Annotated in this window: 17 protein-coding genes; 5 read left to right on the top strand and 12 right to left on the bottom strand. The window is 36.1% G+C overall.

Annotation, left to right across the window (positions count from 1 at the left end):
- Positions 1 to 8: 8 nt before the first annotated feature.
- Positions 9 to 491, bottom strand: coding sequence for a phosphoglycerate mutase family protein (locus tag NOX80_RS17235; RefSeq protein ID WP_256551052.1), 483 nt, complete (start codon positions 489 to 491; stop codon positions 9 to 11).
- 168 nt (positions 492 to 659) lie between these two features.
- Between NOX80_RS17235 and NOX80_RS17230 the strand changes: the two genes are divergently transcribed.
- The 5 genes from NOX80_RS17230 to NOX80_RS17210 all read left to right on the top strand — a co-directional run bounded on the left by NOX80_RS17230 (position 660) and on the right by NOX80_RS17210 (position 5,627).
- A complete protein-coding gene (locus NOX80_RS17230) occupies positions 660 to 2,183 on the top strand; it encodes a S8 family peptidase (protein ID WP_256551051.1) in 1,524 nt (507 codons plus the stop codon).
- A 240-nt stretch (positions 2,184 to 2,423) separates the two neighbouring features.
- On the top strand, positions 2,424 to 3,137 hold the full coding sequence (locus NOX80_RS17225) for a DUF6624 domain-containing protein (protein WP_256551050.1): 714 nt from the start codon (positions 2,424 to 2,426) through the stop codon (positions 3,135 to 3,137).
- 29 nt (positions 3,138 to 3,166) lie between these two features.
- The gene (locus tag NOX80_RS17220) at positions 3,167 to 3,340 is read left to right on the top strand and encodes a hypothetical protein (RefSeq protein ID WP_256551049.1); all 174 of its coding nucleotides are present in this window, start codon (positions 3,167 to 3,169) and stop codon (positions 3,338 to 3,340) included.
- A gap of 69 nt (positions 3,341 to 3,409) precedes the next feature.
- The gene (gene gwsG / locus NOX80_RS17215; RefSeq protein WP_256551048.1) at positions 3,410 to 4,447 is read left to right on the top strand and encodes a grasp-with-spasm system ATP-grasp peptide maturase; all 1,038 of its coding nucleotides are present in this window, start codon (positions 3,410 to 3,412) and stop codon (positions 4,445 to 4,447) included.
- 163 nt (positions 4,448 to 4,610) lie between these two features.
- The gene (locus NOX80_RS17210; protein ID WP_256551047.1) at positions 4,611 to 5,627 is read left to right on the top strand and encodes an SPASM domain-containing protein; all 1,017 of its coding nucleotides are present in this window, start codon (positions 4,611 to 4,613) and stop codon (positions 5,625 to 5,627) included.
- A 210-nt stretch (positions 5,628 to 5,837) separates the two neighbouring features.
- Here NOX80_RS17210 and NOX80_RS17205 read toward each other — a convergent pair whose 3' ends face one another.
- The 11 genes from NOX80_RS17205 to NOX80_RS17155 all read right to left on the bottom strand — a co-directional run bounded on the left by NOX80_RS17205 (position 5,838) and on the right by NOX80_RS17155 (position 17,300).
- Entirely contained in the window at positions 5,838 to 6,389 is a 552-nt protein-coding gene (locus tag NOX80_RS17205) for a GNAT family N-acetyltransferase (protein WP_256551046.1), read from the bottom strand.
- A 57-nt stretch (positions 6,390 to 6,446) separates the two neighbouring features.
- Positions 6,447 to 8,723 (bottom strand): choice-of-anchor L domain-containing protein, encoded by a 2,277-nt coding sequence (locus NOX80_RS17200; RefSeq protein ID WP_256551045.1) that lies wholly within the window; start codon positions 8,721 to 8,723, stop codon positions 6,447 to 6,449.
- 16 nt (positions 8,724 to 8,739) lie between these two features.
- Positions 8,740 to 9,579: an ABC transporter permease gene (locus NOX80_RS17195; RefSeq protein WP_256551044.1), complete on the bottom strand. Its 840-nt coding sequence runs from the start codon at positions 9,577 to 9,579 to the stop codon at positions 8,740 to 8,742.
- Between the two features lie 24 nt (positions 9,580 to 9,603).
- On the bottom strand, positions 9,604 to 10,500 hold the full coding sequence (locus tag NOX80_RS17190; RefSeq protein WP_256551043.1) for an ABC transporter ATP-binding protein: 897 nt from the start codon (positions 10,498 to 10,500) through the stop codon (positions 9,604 to 9,606).
- A 66-nt stretch (positions 10,501 to 10,566) separates the two neighbouring features.
- The gene (locus NOX80_RS17185; RefSeq protein WP_256551042.1) at positions 10,567 to 12,429 is read right to left on the bottom strand and encodes a hypothetical protein; all 1,863 of its coding nucleotides are present in this window, start codon (positions 12,427 to 12,429) and stop codon (positions 10,567 to 10,569) included.
- Positions 12,430 to 12,543: 114 nt separating this feature from the next.
- Positions 12,544 to 13,602 carry a nucleoid-associated protein gene (locus NOX80_RS17180; protein ID WP_256551041.1) on the bottom strand — a complete coding sequence of 353 codons (1,059 nt, stop codon included), beginning with the start codon at positions 13,600 to 13,602 and terminating at the stop codon, positions 12,544 to 12,546.
- Between the two features lie 104 nt (positions 13,603 to 13,706).
- Complete coding sequence (locus tag NOX80_RS17175) at positions 13,707 to 14,252, bottom strand: plasmid pRiA4b ORF-3 family protein (RefSeq protein ID WP_256551040.1); 546 nt, start codon at positions 14,250 to 14,252, stop codon at positions 13,707 to 13,709.
- Between the two features lie 147 nt (positions 14,253 to 14,399).
- Positions 14,400 to 15,626 (bottom strand): T9SS type A sorting domain-containing protein, encoded by a 1,227-nt coding sequence (locus tag NOX80_RS17170; RefSeq protein ID WP_256551039.1) that lies wholly within the window; start codon positions 15,624 to 15,626, stop codon positions 14,400 to 14,402.
- 77 nt (positions 15,627 to 15,703) lie between these two features.
- Positions 15,704 to 16,093, bottom strand: a complete 390-nt coding sequence (gene gloA2, locus NOX80_RS17165) for an SMU1112c/YaeR family gloxylase I-like metalloprotein (RefSeq protein WP_256551038.1) — start codon at positions 16,091 to 16,093, stop codon at positions 15,704 to 15,706.
- A gap of 48 nt (positions 16,094 to 16,141) precedes the next feature.
- Complete coding sequence (locus NOX80_RS17160; RefSeq protein WP_256551037.1) at positions 16,142 to 16,573, bottom strand: hypothetical protein; 432 nt, start codon at positions 16,571 to 16,573, stop codon at positions 16,142 to 16,144.
- A gap of 130 nt (positions 16,574 to 16,703) precedes the next feature.
- Positions 16,704 to 17,300, bottom strand: a complete 597-nt coding sequence (locus NOX80_RS17155; protein ID WP_256551036.1) for an HPP family protein — start codon at positions 17,298 to 17,300, stop codon at positions 16,704 to 16,706.

Here is a 17,300-nt window from a genome sequence, read left to right as displayed (position 1 = left end):
TTCTTATTTTAGAATTGTAACTGATAGTCTGTCGTTGCATCTCCTTTGATGGTGACGATATACAGATTTCCGAAATTAGTCTCATCAATTTCTTTGTATTTCGACTTTCCGATTAAAGCATTTACAAAACCGGGAATCGAATTACTATGCCCGGCAATCAATACTGTTTTTCCGAGTGTTTCTTTTTTAAATTTCGGGATATCCGGATTTTTATGATCGTATATAATAATCGTTTTATGATTGCGATCAGCGATTGGCAGAGCGGTTTGCTGTGTGCGTTTGTAAACGGTAGCATAAACGGCATCAAAAGAAATATGCTGTAAGGCCTGATCCCACTTAGCGGCTCGTTCAAAGCCTTTTTCAGATAAATCAGTGTCTTTAGATTGATCCGCTTTTTCAGCATGGCGAATCAAAAAATAAGTAGTCGTCACTTCTTGTGCATAGAGAGAAGATGTCATAATGAACAGGAATAGAAAAAGTAGTTTTCTCATTTTGAATTAGCATTAGTGCTTAAAGATACTATTTTTTATAAAACCAGTATTTATAAGGCTTTGTTGTGTATTATGTAGTATTTTTAAATCTTTTTGTTATAAATATTTTGTTTTTGTGTTAAAAATATTGTTATTTTTAAGAAATATAACCCCAAAAACAGTTTAATAATGAAAAAAAATTATGTTATGCTGGTACTGCTAAGTGCGGTGCTTTTTTCGGCCTGTTCCAAAGATGAAGATCGTTATTCGGGAGAAAATCAGTCAGGACAAGAATTGTTTCAGAAGGATACACTGTCCAAAGCAGCGATTAATTCTCGTATTGATCAGATTAGTAATGAAAAAGGATCGTTCCATTGGAAAGACGGAGGTTACCAGATGCTATGGAGTGCTATTATCAGAGGTGATAATATGGTGACGATCGGATTCGGAGAACATGCAGGCGATTTCGATGCACATAAAACCGGAAAAGGAGATGAGATCAAAACACATCTGAAAAACCTGATTCTGGAATCGGAAAAGAGCGTCGGACGAGATCTTGTTTTTAAAGAAGATAACGATCTGAATATTATAGAAGTAGTGATCAAAAAACGAGAGACATTGGAAGCTTTATTAAAAGAGAAAAACATCCGCTATATTGAGCCTGCTAATTACCGTTATTTTGATGTAATTGATGCGCGTCCGGTTTATGGACCGGAAGTGAGTTCCAGTTCAGGCTGCGGCTTTTCATCGGCAACAATATCTTCAGCCGATTATACTACGATAACGCCAAATGCGAGAGTACCGTGGAATTTTTATAAACACAATATTCCGGGAGCCTGGAATTACAGTACGGGAAGCGGTATTACAATTGGAGTTGTTGATACCGGATTATCGCCGCAACAAAGTCTGATGAATACCGGTTTTAATTCCGGATCCTCTTCCGGTAGAACGGTTCAGCGATTTGGTGTTTATGTAGATTCAATCTGGCCATGGTCATCCGGATTTGACGGACCTGATGATCAATGCGGACACGGAACGAGTATGGCTTCTGTGGCAACTGCACCGAGAAATAACAGTGGTTTACCGGTTGGTGTTGCTTATAATGCCAATTTAATTACGTATCGAGCAGCATCTAATGTGGTTCTGGATGGCTATCACGAACAGGAAGGTGTAAAACTGGCTTTTACAGCTTTAGGAAATAACAATAGTGTGAAAATCATCTCAATGTCTATGGGACATATTATTTCGGTTGGAAAAATCGAGGATGGTGTAAGATATGCTTACAGCAAAGGAAAACTGATTTTTTGTGCCGGCGGAACATCAACAAGTTTTACCAACTTTGCCGGCGTGATTTTCCCGGCTTCGATGAGTGAAGCGGTAGCGGTAACCGGTGTAAAAGAAGGAACGACATTCCAGGAATGTGATGTTTGCCATAAAGGTGGTAAAATCGATTTTACAATTGTAATGGAACGCTCCGGAACGAATAACAATGTGCCGGTATTGAGTTATTATAATAATGCGGCTAATTATGTTGGCGGTTCTTCTGTGGCAACGGCTACAACTGCCGGAATTGCGGCATTGGTTTGGGCTAAAAATCCGGGATGGACAAGAGATCAGGTATTAACTAAAATGAAACAATCGTCAACATTCTATCCGACCAAAAACGGAGACTTCGGTCATGGTAATATCAATGCACAGTTAGCGGTGCAATAATTTTATAAACCTGTCAGGTACTTAAACCTGACAGATTTCTTTATAAAGGGGTGTCAAGATAACTGTCGGCATCCCTTTTTATTATAATTTATTTTTTTATTGTATTGATGATCAGTGGTTAGTGAATTTTAACAAATAGACAATTAGGTGCGAAAAAAAGACTATTCTAATTGTAAGTAGCTTAAGTTGTATGGTTTGAATTAATTTCAGGATGTCTGAATAATAAAAAGATTTAATCCCATGGTTCAAAAAAACAAGAAATACAGGATCAACTTATGTCTTCTCCCAAATGTTTTAATTCCGGAAAAATTGAAAATCGATTCTGTAAAAGGAACGGAAGCAACAATAAAAATTAGAAAAAGTGTGTTTTTTAAGACACAAATTTATTTTGTTTTTATAGTTATACTATTTAATTCATGTAAGATATCAAAACCATATTCTCAGGAAATGAAGACAGAATTGGTGAGGATGTATGATAAAGATCAACAACTTCAGGATTGGGACACCAAACGATTAATGGATGATAAATATATAGACTCAATGGAGTTTGAGATGGATAAAGTTGTTAGAGCGAATTGTGAAACTATAAAAAAATATTACAAAAAGTATGCTTATCCCGGACTTAAGGAGAATGGAAGAGACACTTCTGTAAAATTTTGGTTATTGGTACAGCATAGCGATCATGATGTGGTTTTTCAGGAAGAAATGTTAAAAGCTATGAAAAGAGAATTAAAGAAAAATAATGTTTTACCAAGGAATTACGCTTATTTGTACGACAGAGTAAAGAAAAATAAAGGAGAAAAACAATTATATGGAACACAACTAGGTCGTAATGAAGCAGGATATATGGTTCCGGATCCTGAGCTTGAATTTCCCGGTAAAGTTGATGAACTGAGAAAGGAAATGGGATTGGGTAAATTAAAAGACTATGTTGACTCGTTTAATAAAAAATAACTGTGCTATTAATACTTAAGTTTTATATTATGAAAAAGTTAGAATCTTTAAAGAAAGAACTCTTTACTAGAGAAGAAATGAAAACAATTAAAGGAGGTCTTATTTACGCTGACTTTACCAAAACAAAGTGTAAAGGGATAGTGACGAATCTTCCGGACGGTACTCGTGAACAAGACTGTGGGGATGACGACAATGTCGACTAATTAAAGCCATTTTAGAATTACAAAGAGTGTAAATAAACATTCTTTGTAATTTAGTAATACCATTTTATCATGATATTAATTCTATCTCATGAACATATCGATGAACCGACAAATAATATTATTGATTGGTTAAGTTTTTACAATGCACGTTTTTTACGTTTGAATGGCGATGACTTTTTGCAAAATAAAAATGTAAAAATTGACATTAATAATAATATTGTTGTAACTAACGATGAAAAAGAGATTAGTCCTGATGAAATCAGTATAGTCTGGTACAGAAGATGGATTAAACCAACTGAGAAAAAAACTTTTTTTGAGAAATTCAAACAACTTGGCTTTACAAATGATGAAACACTTTTAGTTGAAGCTTATAACAAGTATTTACAACAGGAATCAACAGCTTATATTAATGGTGTTTTTTCAATATTTAAGGATAAAATATGGATACCAAAGCCAAGTAAGGCAAGAGGAAATATTAATAAACTAGATGTACTCTTACGAGCAAAAGATAAAGGGATAAAAATTCCAGCTACTATTGTAACGTCTTCAAAAAAAGAAGTCGAATTATTTTTGAAAACACATGGAAATATAATCACTAAGCCTATTTATGAGGCAAATTGTTTTCGATATAGAGAAGAAGTAGCACCTATGTATACTAAAGAAGTTTCTGAAAATGATATAAAGAATTTTCCTCAGCTGTTTTTCCCGTCATTATTTCAGGAAAACATTAACAAGGCGTTTGAGATAAGAACGTTTATTCATCGGGATAGGGTTTACTCTATGGCAATGTTCAGCCAAAATGATGTACAAACAAGAGTTGATTTTAGAAATTACAATTGGGAAAAACCAAATCGATATGTCCCTTTTAAACTACCGGAGAAAGAAGAAGAAAAATTACTGATGTTATTAAATGAGCTCGATTTGAACACAGGATCCATTGATTTAATTTATGATGATAAAGGGAACTATGTATTTTTGGAAATTAATCCGGTTGGACAATTTGGTATGGTTTCTTTAAATTGTAATTACAACTTAGAAAAAATTATTGCGAATGATTTGATGTCATTAAGTAATGAACAAAAATTAACGAATGAAAGAGATAATTAAAATTTTAGAATCGGAACATAATGTTTCATTTCAATTAATATTAATAGACCCGGAAAGTGAAATTGCTGATAATTCAGTTCTGAAACTCTGTTATTCAAGTTCTCATAAAACAAGGCATCTTGTAGTCAAGTTATTCTATAAAAGAACATTCTAATATAGTAATATGACAAGCTTTCCAATTGATATCCCATTTCATTTATTTGCTTCTTGTATTTTAGTTAAAGGGCATAATAGATCCTGTATTTATGATTTGCAAAGAGAAGATTTTGAATATATTCCTAATACACTACACGAGATTTTAGAAGAATATAAGGATATAAGTTTTACTAACCTTTTAAACTCATTTGAGTTTAATGAAGACAAGGAAACTTTATTTGATTATTTTAATTTTTTATACAATAAGGAATTCATTTTTTTTTCAAACTTGAAAAGTTCTTCTTTTCCCAAATATCAAATTGAGTTTTCAAAGCCTTATAATGTTTCTACAATGATAGTTGATATCGATTCTTTTGAGATAAATTATATCAATATATTATTAAACAATATTTTTAAGGTAAAAGTTGAATGTTTGGTATTGCGATTTGTTAATGCTACTTATGATACTATTATAGCGGTATTAAAGGAATTTAATAATATGCCGACTAGAATAATACAAGTGTTGATTGATAAAAAAACTACAATTGAAAAGCATTTAGTAGAAAGTGTTTTCAAAATCAACGACAGAGTTTCATTAATTGTTAGTGCTAGTGAAGAAGAGTATAGTGATCAATTTGCCGGTGGTATATTCTTTAGTACAAAAAAAGATATTATTAATGTAAAAAACGAAATAACCGATATCTCTGATTTTACGCCTAATCTTGATTTATATATGGAGTCAAGATTGTTCAATACATTTTATAACAGAAGAGTTTATATCGATCTTAATGGATGTATATTGAGATATGAAGGAGACGAAATGATTTTTGGAAATATTCGTGATATGGATTTAAGCGAAATATTGCTAATACCTGATTTTAGAAATTATTGGCATGTTAAAAAAGATGATATTCAAATATGTAGAGATTGTGAATACAAATATATGTGTGTTGATAATAGATTGCCGGTAAAAACGAACGATCTTTTTTGGGAATTTGAAAAAGAATGTAATTATAATCCTTATGGTTCTATATGGAAAAAGTAATTCAATTGCCATCAGTTTTATATTAAATCATTAGACTTGTAAATGATTGTGTCGAAAACAAATGAAATAAAAGAAGGAGTCTGTCAAAAAAAAAACAGAAGCTGCCCGAAAGCTACTTCTGTTTAACTAAGTTACTTTTATTATTAATCCAAAATCGTTAGGATTAGAGATTTGATCGATTTAAAAAAAGGAAAAGTTCTTGAAAACGGATTATTTTTTATTAAGTAAAGAATAAACATAACTATCTAAATAACGTCCTTGCCAGTACGTATCTTCTCTAAAATGAGCTTCTCGTATAAAATTGTTTTTTTCAAGTAGTTTCCAGGAAGCATAATTTTCCGGATCGGTAATGGCTTCAATCGAATGTAGTTGCATCACGTCAAAACCGTATTCGATAGCTTTAACTAAAGCTTCCTGCATAATGCCTTTTCCATGATGATCCGGCGATAGCATATAACCGATTTCCGCACGATGATTTTCGGGTTTCGGACGGAAATAACCGATAAGTCCGACAATAACATCTTCCTCTTTTAAAGTGATACCCCAGTTCAGGCATTCGTTACTCAAGCGAAGACCATCCATGTATTGGATATGAGCAATGGCATCGTCGATCGTTTTCGGTAATTCACGTGGAATATACTGCATCGTTTCCGGGTTGGAACGAAGTTGAAACATTTGTTCGGCATCGGTTTCGACGATCTGTCTTAATCGTAGACGATCTGTTTCTAAAACCGGAAATGGAGTGAAATTAAAATGGAGCATAAAATCAGGATTTAAATCGAAATAAAAATATAAAATCTTTCGATTCAAAAAAGGATTTTATCGCAACATTGAAAAATGACCTTTAACGACTCTTCCGTTATCAAAAGTGATAGTGAACCAATAATCCGTTGAAGGCAGGTCCCGTCTGTTGTATTGACCGTTCCAGTAGCCGCCGCCTTTAAAAAAGTGAAGTAACTTTCCGTAGCGATCGAAAATAGCAACCTGAGCGGTCGGATAACGGTTGAGGTACGGGATACGCCAAACATCGTTATAACCGTCACCGTTAGGGGTGAAAAAACGCGGATAATCTAAAACAAAAAAGGTTTTATGAACAATGCCACATTCTTTTTTGTCTTTTACTGTCACGGTATATTCTCCGGAATCCAGATTGGTAAAGGTAGGTGAGTCCTGAAAGATGACACCGTCCAGTGAAAATTCATAATCACCGATACCCTGATAATTTACTGTAGCACTGTTTTGTCCCGATGCAAAATCATTAACAGTTACTGAAGTAATTACTGCCGGAGCTGAAGCTACAACTGTAAAAGTTTTGGTCACAAAACAACCATCGGCATTCGTTATTTTTACGGTATAAGTTCCGGTTTGATTAACAGTGATAGATTGGGTCGTTATAGTAGGATCGTTATTCCATTCGTATGTAAAACCGGCAGGAGCATTCAGCGTCACTGTCGTATTCGGGCAGATGATTTTGGTTTCATCCTGGATATTAGCTCCGTTAAAATTATTGACAACCAACGCTACCGGTGCGATTCCATAACAATCGGAACCATTTATCACGCGGGCATAAATCGTAGTACTGAATGAATTATAAGGCGAATTTAGCGGATTGATAACTAACAAGGCGTCATTTGCTGTTGCAAAATACTGAACCTGAGCTCCGGCTGGTAAACCGGTAAACTGGGCTGTTATAGCATTCAGGTCAAAATCAGCTTTACTGTCACCGTCGTTATCACATTCACTTTGAGGACCAACCGGTGTGATGGTATTGTTTACAATTTGAAGTGTTACCGTTGCATAAGCTACACAGCCGAATTGATTTTCGACACGAGCCGTTACGGTATTAAGATTAGCATAGGTATAATCATCCGGATTGGTGATAAGATTGCTTTGTGCTTGTGCATTGGCTAACGTCGGATAGAAAGCAACACTTAGGTTATTACTTCCGCCGGTAATGGTATTATTAGCCTGTGTCAGATTAAATTTTGTCGGTCCGCTTGGAGCGGCACATTGAATCAAAGTAGCATTATTGGCAGTTACACCGGCATATTCGATTACGATTTGACTACTGGAAGTACAGGTTCCTCCGGGTGAAGTAATAGTTGTTTCCACACGATAAGTACCCGCAGCGGTTACATCATAAATAGGATTTGTAGCGCCGGTAATGGCTCCATTAGCATCAAACCACTGATAGGTAACGTTAGTACCTGTTACCGTCGCATCCAGCGGATAGTTTGTTCCGGGACATAACGGATTTCCGGTGGCAATAAGTCGGTCAGGACCTAAATCAGTTTCGATATTAAAACTTCCGCCTTTTAGGAAAATAGCAGAATCGTAATATTGATTCCCTTGGTCGGCGATAACCAATTTGATATGGTAGGTTACTCCCGGTGTTACGGTAGCTTCAGCTCGTAATGTCTTGGTTTGTCCGTTGTAATTAGTCGCGCTTTCCTGATCATTAAAACCGCCGAAATATTGCGCATTGGCTTGCGGACAAATGGTTCCCGGACCACGAACTGTTGTTACTTTTACAGGTGTATTGGTTCCGGGGACGACAGCCAGATTCTGGTATTGTGTCGCGCCGGATTCTTTTAGTAAAAAAGCAAAACCATCCGAGTAATTACATTGATTAGGACTCGGATTGGTTAAATATTGTTCGGAAGCAAAGACATAGTCAAAGCTCATTTTATTGGAAATCGGTACAAAATCAAATTCCAATACCGTTGCATTTATAGTATTGCTTTCGCCGATAGCCTGTTCCAGATCCTGATCACCGACCCAGCTGGACGGACCTTCGCTTAAAATTGAAGTATTCGGACCTACCGCTGACCGGGCTTTACCGGTTGTGATAATGATACCGTCGTTAAAAGGAAAACCACTTGCTCCCTGAAAATAACCGTAACTTTTTGCCCCGTCTGAAAATGTATATCCGTTGATTGAAATATTGGAAACCTGAGCACAGGAACTGTTAAATAGCTTATCCCGAACCAGTTGGTCATCGGTATAATTCTCGGTTACCTGAATGTATTGTGCGAATATTGTTGTAGAAAACAACAATAAAACTGCTGTAAATAAACGGGAGATCTGTACCTGCATAATGCCTGCAAAGATACTACAAATCTCGTTTTTTCAGAATTTTATACGACATTAACATAAAAATAACGGTCCAGACGATCACGATGGCTATGTCTCCAAAATGTACACTATAGTCTTTTGCCATGTCCTGACCACTAATTGTATTGCTTAAATTTTTAATAACCGAAAGGCGGGAAAAGGGCTCTTTTATTAGATTACTCATTGATTCTAACGGAAAAAAGCGACTTACTTGTTGGTAAACATCGGTATCTTTAAAAAATTTCCAACGCATTAATCCGATGGCGATTGCTTCCAGAATACTCCATAATAAAAGGAAACCAAGTGCAAAAGCGGAACGTTTTACCAGTATGCCTAAAAATAAACAGAAAGAGAAAAAAGCTGTTAATTTCAGGAAATAGGCGGCTAAATAATCCAATTCCGAAAAAACAATATTGAATTCATTATAGGAAGAATAGCTGTAACCTAAAATAAGAGAAAGTAGGAATATAAAAACCGTAGAACCAAAAGCAAAGAGTAATACGGTCAGAAATTTCGATTTGATAAATTCTTTTTTGCTTAATCCGTCGATGAGGTTTTGTTTTAAAGTTCCGTAACTGTATTCGTTAGCCATCATGGATACAATTACAATAGCAAGGAAAAGCTTTAAAATAGAAGCAATATAAGTGTTAAAATGCCAGATATAAGGAAAGTTAAAGATTCCTTGTTCGGCAATATGCAATCGAAAACTTCCGAAGTCAAATTTGATAGAAGCGATTAAAGCAATAAAGGATAATAATATAAAGTAGGAAAGAATTAAAACCTTACTGGCTCTGTTTTTCCATAATTTCTGTAGTTCGATATCTAAAAGACGTTTCATGAGGTTGGATTGTGATTGATGAAATTACTGATTGCTGGTTAATTGTAAAAACTGTTCTTCAAGACTGTGTTTTCGTTTTACCAGATGATTCAGAACAATGTTGTTCCGGAACAGATAACGGTTAAGTTCCGAAGCTTCTAACGGTGCATTTAAGTACACAAATAGTTTTCCTTCGTCTTCTTCTATTTTATCAATTACAGTAAGACCTTTTAAAACGGATTTCAGCATTTCATGATTATCCGACTGAAGTTCAAAAAAGCCTTCGTTCGAAATGATACCGTCAACAGTCCCGGTGTACAGAATTTCTCCTTTACGGAGTACAACCACATGCGTACACACTTTTTCTACTTCATCCAAAAGGTGAGAGGCCAGTAAAATTGTCGTTCCCAATGAGGCAATATGTTTGATGATGTCACGAATTTGTCGGATTCCCTGCGGATCTAACCCGTTTGTAGGTTCGTCAAGAATCAGAATTTCGGGATCATTAAGTAAAGCCGAGGCAATAGCAAGACGTTGTTTCATCCCTAATGAAAAAGTTCTGAATTTACTGTCTTTTCGTTCGTGAAGTCCTACAACTTCAAGCTTTTCCTGTACTTTATCGTAACTAACGCCTTTGATTTTACAAACCAGTTTCAGGTTTTCTTCGGCTGTCAGATAAGGATAAAAATTAGGACGTTCGATAATTGCACCTACTTTTTTCAGTGCATGATGAGTGTCCATTTTACCGTCGAACCAGGTATAGTTACCGGACGTTTTATTGACAACATTCAGAATGATGCCCAACGTGGTCGATTTACCGCTTCCGTTTGGTCCTAAAATACCATAAACGTTTCCTTTTTTGATTTCAAAAGAAACATTTTTAACAGCATGGACATTCCCGAATCTTTTATCTAAATTTTGAATGGTAAGGATTGTTTCCAAAGTATTATTTTTTGATTGATTAAAATAAGACGAGTCAATTTCCGATTTGTTACGGCAAAAGTGAAATTATTGATACGGAACCAAAGCAGGGTTACCCATTTGGAAGTTTTGCAATCCGAAATCGGTGTTTTTGAATGAGTTGGTTTTAAAAATATTATCGCCGGCTCCGGGAATACTCGGATAAAAAGCAAAAGATAACTGAAAACTGTTAAAGACCAGATAGTCATTACTGATCAATACACCAAGACCGAATTTTGAAAACAGGCGGGTGGAAAACAAGTGGTCCTGATCACCTAACATACCGAACGAAAAATTAGCAAACGGACTAAAACGGAAGCCGTACCAGCTTCCGGGCATATAGGATTGTGTCTGAATCGTAAGCTGCCATTTGCGACTACCGTAAAAATCTACGCTGTCGAATCCCTGAATCCCGTTATTTCCGGATAAAGTCAGTAAATCGCGTTCCGTTGGTAAACGATGACTTCCGATTATAAATTCGGGCTTGATAAACTGTCGGAACTTCCAATTACCCAATTCCATCAGCTTGGTAAAATAATTGAGTTCAAAACGGAAAACACTTTGTTCGGTTGACGAACCGTTAAAAAAAGCGCCCCATTCGACCGTGGTTCCTAAAAAACCGAAATTATAATAATCACCGGATGATAGTCTTCCGCCAAGATACATACGTTTTAATGCGTTTTTATGATGGATTCCGGCTGTAATCGAATATACGCGTCCAACCGGAACGTCCTCGATAATGCCATAGTTGAATAAATAACGTTCCTGTACGAAACTACGGGTAGTGATTCCGATACTGGTTAAATAGAGTTGCGTATTGGAAAAAAAATTAATGGAGTCGAATTCGATACCCGGCTTTTCAATAAATTTTAAATTATAATACCGGGCTGTGGTTACCAGATTCGTTACCCGATTGTCTTCCGAACGACCTTTTAGAATACGAAAGGCACGACCGCCCCAAATGTTTTGTCCTTCGGCTTTAAAATTTTGAAAAACGGTGTTGGGATTGCCGAGATCGTCAAAAGTTCCGTCTTTAAATTCTTCTTTATGAAAATTCTGTTCAAAGCTATAACCGCCGGCCCATTTGGTTAACGGGGAAAAGAAACCACGTTCGATCGAAATCCCCTTAATATAATCGTCTTCAAGACCGTATTCGTAACGAAGTGTGGTGTTGATATAGGTATTTCTGATATTCGGGATCGTATAACGGGCACTATAAGCACTTTTATTATCGGAAAAGCGTTGTTTGAAATTGTTTTCGAATTCGTGTCCCAATCCCATAAAATTACGTTCGGTTAATTCCAGATTGCTTTGGGAGCTGGATATGGCTCCGGTTGGAATAAAACTCCAGGAATCCAATACGCGAACCACAACATCTACGGAATCCGGGCTGGAAGTTGGAATAGGTTTTACCACGACACTGCGTACATAACGCTGACGACGAATCAGACGTTCGGATTCCCGCATTTTTAACGAATCGATAGTTTCATTTTTCTTAAAAAGTAAAAGGTTGCGGACGGTCCAGTTTTTGGTTCGCACGTGAATCCGGTTACCGAAACGTTCAATCCATTTGTTCGGAACTTCCTCTTCATTGTTCACGGAGTAACCAAACGGATCCAAAGTTTCAATTTTAATATTCCGGATTACTTTTCCTTCAAAAGGAAGATAAGAAGCTGCCTTAGGCGGAGGGGCATTTTTAATCTCTTTTTTGGGAGTGGTAACGCTTCGGGTTGGTCTGAAAATAAGCCGGTGAATAAAACTGGTAAACTTTTTCTTCTTGGAATATTTTTCAATGTCCTGATAAATAACTTTAGTCGAATCGGCTTTGGTTTTGGTTTTGTTGTCCTGCGCATATCCGTTTGATGCGAGAATCAGAAACAAAATCAGAAAAGCAGCGGTTTTTTGTAACATTTATCAGAAGTAATCGGTACTTAAAGATATAAAAATTATGTAAGGAACGGAAAAAAAACAAACATGTTGCGGGGTCATAAAAAAAAAAGAGGTCATTAGACCTCTTAATATTTTTTAGCTTTTTTGCTCTTTGTTGAAATATACCAGATAATAATACATCTGTTTTTCTTCATCCCATCCTTTTTCTACGAATTTTTCAGCACTTTCCGGATTGATAAAATCCAATTTGATTTGGATATTGGTGTCCAGTTCAATGATGTTTTTCATCTTTTTACGGGCATCGGAAACAGCAGCATTCGCAATCGGGAAGTTTGTTAAATCTTCGATACTGTATTTTTCTCCTTTGTCTACTTTATAATTCTTGAATTCAGAAATCAGGTCCGGGTTATCGATTACTTCGTTTAGGAAGTTGGTTTCTTCGAATTCATCATTTTTAGCAAAATAATTTACCGAACGATTCATAAACATTACTTCTTCTTTTTTGTCTTCGGCCGGTAAAACAACTTCTTTAGCGAAATCCTGGCAGAATTTCAGGTATTTTTTAGTCATAAAGTTCTCATCCTGGAAAGCATCTACCGAAAGGAAATGCTCTAACCAGTAACGCGCATCATAACGGTTGCTGTCGATTGTTAAAATCTTATAGCCTTCTTCTTTTTTATAGTTGAAGATAAGACATCCTTTGTCCAGTTTATTCAGGTTGATCCCTTGTTGTAAGATCATTTCCAATGTCGAACCGTTTTCTTCAAACTGAAGGAAATCGGCTTTTAATTCGCTCTTAAAAATTCCGATTGCATCAACAGGATTATTGTCAATCGAAACATTGGTCAGATACGTTACATATACTTCTCCGTTTTTAATGTGCGGATGGTTGGATTGCTCGAATAAATGTTTGGTTATTTTTTTAGAAACATCATGAATACTTCCCGGATTTGTAAAAATCTCGTTTGCAAAATTGTACATTTCATTATAATCCAAATCTACATCATGAGCAAACTGGAAATAATTTTCCTCTTTTTCACGGAAAGGTTTAAAGAAGTACTCCTTTAATAAAGGCATAATCTCATCATTCAGACTATAAGGAGTTTCCGATAAAAAATAAGCTTCGCTACGGCTTTTATTTCCTACTCTGTGGATAGAAAGGTTGTCGATGTGGGTATTGAATAAGTTTATCATGGTGTTATTATTGGTATATGGCGAAAAAAACAGCCGGATAAAAACAATAAAGTTTTTATAACGGCATGATTTTTTTATTTTTTAATTAATTGAAAATAAGTTGATTAGTTCCAGTTTTCTTCGAAACCATAATCGTTGAAACTGTCGTCACCGTCAAACATGTCCATGTCTTCTTCGTCAAAATCGTCTTCGAATTCACCGTACATATCATCATTAGAAACCACAGGACTGTTAAAATCTTTTGTAGGCGCATTGGTCGGTAATTCACCGTGAGCGAATAATAATTCCGGATAGTTAGCACCGTTTTCAGCATCTTCCACAGCGGCCAGTTCTACGAAAAACGTCCACATATTAAAGAAATCATAAACATATATGATTTTTGTACTGTCTTCATCTAAAATGGAAGAAAGCGGGTAATCAGCCATGGTTTTTTGTTCGCCCGGAACATCACCGGTATCAAACAACGGGATTTCATCTTCCTGTGTCCATTCGTCATCACAAGTGTAAAATGAAGCGATTTCCATTCCGTCAAAGCCGAAAGCATTTACGATAGCATTGTGTAAATCCTCCAAAGTATCCTCTTCCAGAATTGCTATGTCTCTGAAAATGTCCTCTTCGGCATCGAGTATAACTCTAAATTTATAAACCATAACCTTGTTTGTTTTTAAAAAGCCAAAGTTACGGTTAATACTTTTGATTCCAATTAGTGTTGATAATTTTTTGACTAAGTTTTATAAGGCTTTCTTTTTTAGTGTTTTATGTTGTTTTCGGAGTCCTGAAAAATGGGAGGCGAATATTTAGGACTTGATGAATTTATAGATCTGATTATCATCTGTTATAAGAAAGTACACTCCGTTTGTAAAACCTGATAGGTTGACTTCGTGTTGTAATTGCCTGGTCGTATTCGAGTATACCTTTTGTCCGATACTATTGAAAATACGGATTCCGGTAGCGACCTTACCGGTGATATTCAATTGTGATTTTGCAGGATTCGGATAGAGGGTTATCTGAGAACGGAAAAAATCGGTAAGGACTAAAGAATTGAGATCAATTTGTTTTTCTATTATTTCCGAACAGTTATCCCGCATTACTTTTAAACGGACTGTCTTTTGTCCGTTATTAGCAAAAGTATGTACCGGGTTAAGAATATTAGCTGTATTTCCGTCACCAAAATCCCATTCAAGAGTTGTGAAATTCGTTGCTGTATTTGTAAACGTTACAGTAGTATCGGTTATTTGATAGTCAAAATCAGCATGAAGATTATAAGTATTGATTCGCCAGTTGGCTTTATTCGGTAAAACGATTTCATCGGCAATAGAATGGAAATAAGTTGCTGTAGCCTGTGGTATACCGTTAAAAGAAGTGGTACCGGTCACCGGTTCCTGAAAAAGAGAAGCATACATAGTGGAAGCTACTAAGTAGGACCCGTTTAAATTAGGATGAACGTCATTGTAAGTACTGTGCAGTAATAAATCTTGCTGTGTATTATAATGCATACGGGCACTTTCACCGGCTGGTACGAACGGAATATGTAATAAATCGGCCATTTTGGTTATAGAATCCCGAATCTGAGTCTGTAGTACAAAGTAGGTAGCATAATCTGTGGCAGCGGGTACTCCATACGGAATTTCATATAACATAATTTTGGCGCAAGGACTGTATTTTCGAATGGAATCAATCAGGATTTGTCCCCGTTGAGCCGTTGTGTTTACAGATGATGTAACACCGGCTGATTCACCAGTACCGGGTTGAAGAATAACAGCATGCCATTCTTTGCTCTTAAAAAGATTGTAGACCTGCGGATTGGTAACATGATTTATAAAGCCGGTACCTCCCGGAGCATGCATTTGTGTGGCTACATTTTTTCCTTTGTTATTGGCGATATCGCGGAATATTACCGGCATATCGTTGTAATACGTCATACTGTTCCCTACGAAAAGAATATTTTTTGTAGTATTTTGAGAATGAATCGGATTGAAGGATAAGAGTGTAAATAGTAAAAAAGAAAATATTCGTTGTAACATGATTGATTATATTGTTTTATAACTAAAGTAAATTTAAATGTTATAAAAATATAAAAAATCAGTTTAAGAGTAACTTTTTATCGATTATAGAACTCTATAGGTAACTCATCCGGATCGGCGATAAAGAAAAAGCGTTTACCGGTGTATTCATCGATACGAATTGCTTCGGCTTCAATATTGTTTTTTAGAAGATATTCGTGTGTAATGTCAATATTGTCTACTTCAAAGGCAAGATGGCGTAATCCGGCTGCTTCCGGGCGGGAAGGACGTTGCGGCGGATTGGGGAAAGAAAAAAGTTCCAGGCAATAATTACCGTTAATGGCCAGATCCAATTTATAGGATTGCCGTTCGTTTCGATAGACTTCCTGAATAATAGTCAATCCGAGGATTTCGGTATAGAAGCGTTTAGAAACGGCGTAATCAGAGCAGATGATAGCGATATGGTGAACTTTATTGAGAGATAACATATGGCGAATATAGCAATAAAAAAGCCTAGTGTTAACTAGGCTTTCCGATTATTTTTTTGCTTTTGCAGGAGCAGCGGTTTTGGATGTCGCTGTTCCGTTAACAGTGTTAAGAACGTTTTTAAAAGAACCTTCTACTTTTGCAAGGGATTTTAAGATGGCATCATTAGTACCTTTACTGTTGATGATATCGTTTAATGTTTTTGTCTCATTTTGTAACGCCTGAATTTTTTCTGATAAACCGGATGTACGGGTTACATACTCAGGGAATTTGTTGGTATCGATGGCTTCAGCATATTGTACCAATGTTTCAGAATTAGCTTTAAGCGGATTGAAATTACCATTCTGAGCATCGCGTGATGTTTTAGTTAACAAATCCTGATAATTTCTGACTTGAGTCCATTTATCAGTGATAGATTGTGCTGAAATCGTGTTTAAAGCGAATAAAGCAACGATAACTAATAGAGATTTAAAGTATTTCATAGTTTAAGGTAGTTAATATTGTTTTGCAATACTAAGAAAATTAATCTTATAATTATAATATTTTAAGAGTAATTAAAATATTGATATCATTTTGTTATTAATTCGCACTTTTAGCAGTACTTTTTTTTGGTTATGACTTCAGACGTCCGATAATTCTTTTTTTGAAATGCGTAAATTTCGGATGAGAAGGATATTGTCGTTTAGCGGTCATATTATTGAAAACCAATGCAACAACCAAAAGGATCAGCGCGCCGCTTAATACGGGTGACAAAACATACCAGTAGCCCAATTCTTTAATTTGCGGAGAACCGGTGACTGCAATCAATGCTGTGGCGCCGCCGGGCGGATGTAATGTTTTGGTAATTTGCATAAAAACGATTGATAAAGAGACTGCTAACGGAGCTGAAATCCAAAGAATATCAGGAATCAGTTGTTGTACCGTAACACCGATTATGGCCGAAATAACATGACCGCCAATCAGATTACGAGGTTGTGCCAACGGGCTTTGAATAACGCCATAGACCAAAACACATGAGGCGCCGAATGAACCGATCAGAAACGTATAATCTTCGGGCGTAAACAAACCGTATTGCAGGTAAGAAATAATTCCCAATCCGACAAACGATCCCAAGAAAGCCCAAAAATGCTCTCTGTAATCGACTAATGTTTCTTTATAGAGTACGTAACGGGCCTTGCGGTAATTGCGTTTTATTTTTGGTGTAGGCAT

The sequence above is a fragment of the Flavobacterium cerinum genome (assembly GCF_024496085.1).
GTDB classification, from domain to species: domain Bacteria; phylum Bacteroidota; class Bacteroidia; order Flavobacteriales; family Flavobacteriaceae; genus Flavobacterium; species Flavobacterium cerinum_A.
Note: the sequence above shows the minus strand (reverse complement) of the source record. Positions and strands in the feature narration are given on the sequence as shown.

What these genes read in the sequence shown, in the direction of transcription:
- NOX80_RS17235 (WP_256551052.1), bottom strand. Translation starts at nt 491, where the DNA reads ATGAGAAAACTACTTTTTCTATTCCTGTTCATTATGACATCTTCTCTC.
- NOX80_RS17220 (WP_256551049.1), top strand. Translation starts at nt 3,167, where the DNA reads ATGAAAAAGTTAGAATCTTTAAAGAAAGAACTCTTTACTAGAGAAGAA.
- NOX80_RS17225 (WP_256551050.1), top strand. Translation starts at nt 2,424, where the DNA reads ATGGTTCAAAAAAACAAGAAATACAGGATCAACTTATGTCTTCTCCCA.
- NOX80_RS17160 (WP_256551037.1), bottom strand. Translation starts at nt 16,573, where the DNA reads ATGAAATACTTTAAATCTCTATTAGTTATCGTTGCTTTATTCGCTTTA.
- gwsG (WP_256551048.1), top strand. Translation starts at nt 3,410, where the DNA reads ATGATATTAATTCTATCTCATGAACATATCGATGAACCGACAAATAAT.
- NOX80_RS17195 (WP_256551044.1), bottom strand. Translation starts at nt 9,579, where the DNA reads ATGAAACGTCTTTTAGATATCGAACTACAGAAATTATGGAAAAACAGA.
- NOX80_RS17210 (WP_256551047.1), top strand. Translation starts at nt 4,611, where the DNA reads ATGACAAGCTTTCCAATTGATATCCCATTTCATTTATTTGCTTCTTGT.
- NOX80_RS17230 (WP_256551051.1), top strand. Translation starts at nt 660, where the DNA reads ATGAAAAAAAATTATGTTATGCTGGTACTGCTAAGTGCGGTGCTTTTT.
- NOX80_RS17175 (WP_256551040.1), bottom strand. Translation starts at nt 14,252, where the DNA reads ATGGTTTATAAATTTAGAGTTATACTCGATGCCGAAGAGGACATTTTC.
- NOX80_RS17180 (WP_256551041.1), bottom strand. Translation starts at nt 13,602, where the DNA reads ATGATAAACTTATTCAATACCCACATCGACAACCTTTCTATCCACAGA.
- NOX80_RS17185 (WP_256551042.1), bottom strand. Translation starts at nt 12,429, where the DNA reads ATGTTACAAAAAACCGCTGCTTTTCTGATTTTGTTTCTGATTCTCGCA.
- NOX80_RS17205 (WP_256551046.1), bottom strand. Translation starts at nt 6,389, where the DNA reads ATGCTCCATTTTAATTTCACTCCATTTCCGGTTTTAGAAACAGATCGT.
- NOX80_RS17170 (WP_256551039.1), bottom strand. Translation starts at nt 15,626, where the DNA reads ATGTTACAACGAATATTTTCTTTTTTACTATTTACACTCTTATCCTTC.
- gloA2 (WP_256551038.1), bottom strand. Translation starts at nt 16,093, where the DNA reads ATGTTATCTCTCAATAAAGTTCACCATATCGCTATCATCTGCTCTGAT.
- NOX80_RS17155 (WP_256551036.1), bottom strand. Translation starts at nt 17,300, where the DNA reads ATGCCTACACCAAAAATAAAACGCAATTACCGCAAGGCCCGTTACGTA.
- NOX80_RS17200 (WP_256551045.1), bottom strand. Translation starts at nt 8,723, where the DNA reads ATGCAGGTACAGATCTCCCGTTTATTTACAGCAGTTTTATTGTTGTTT.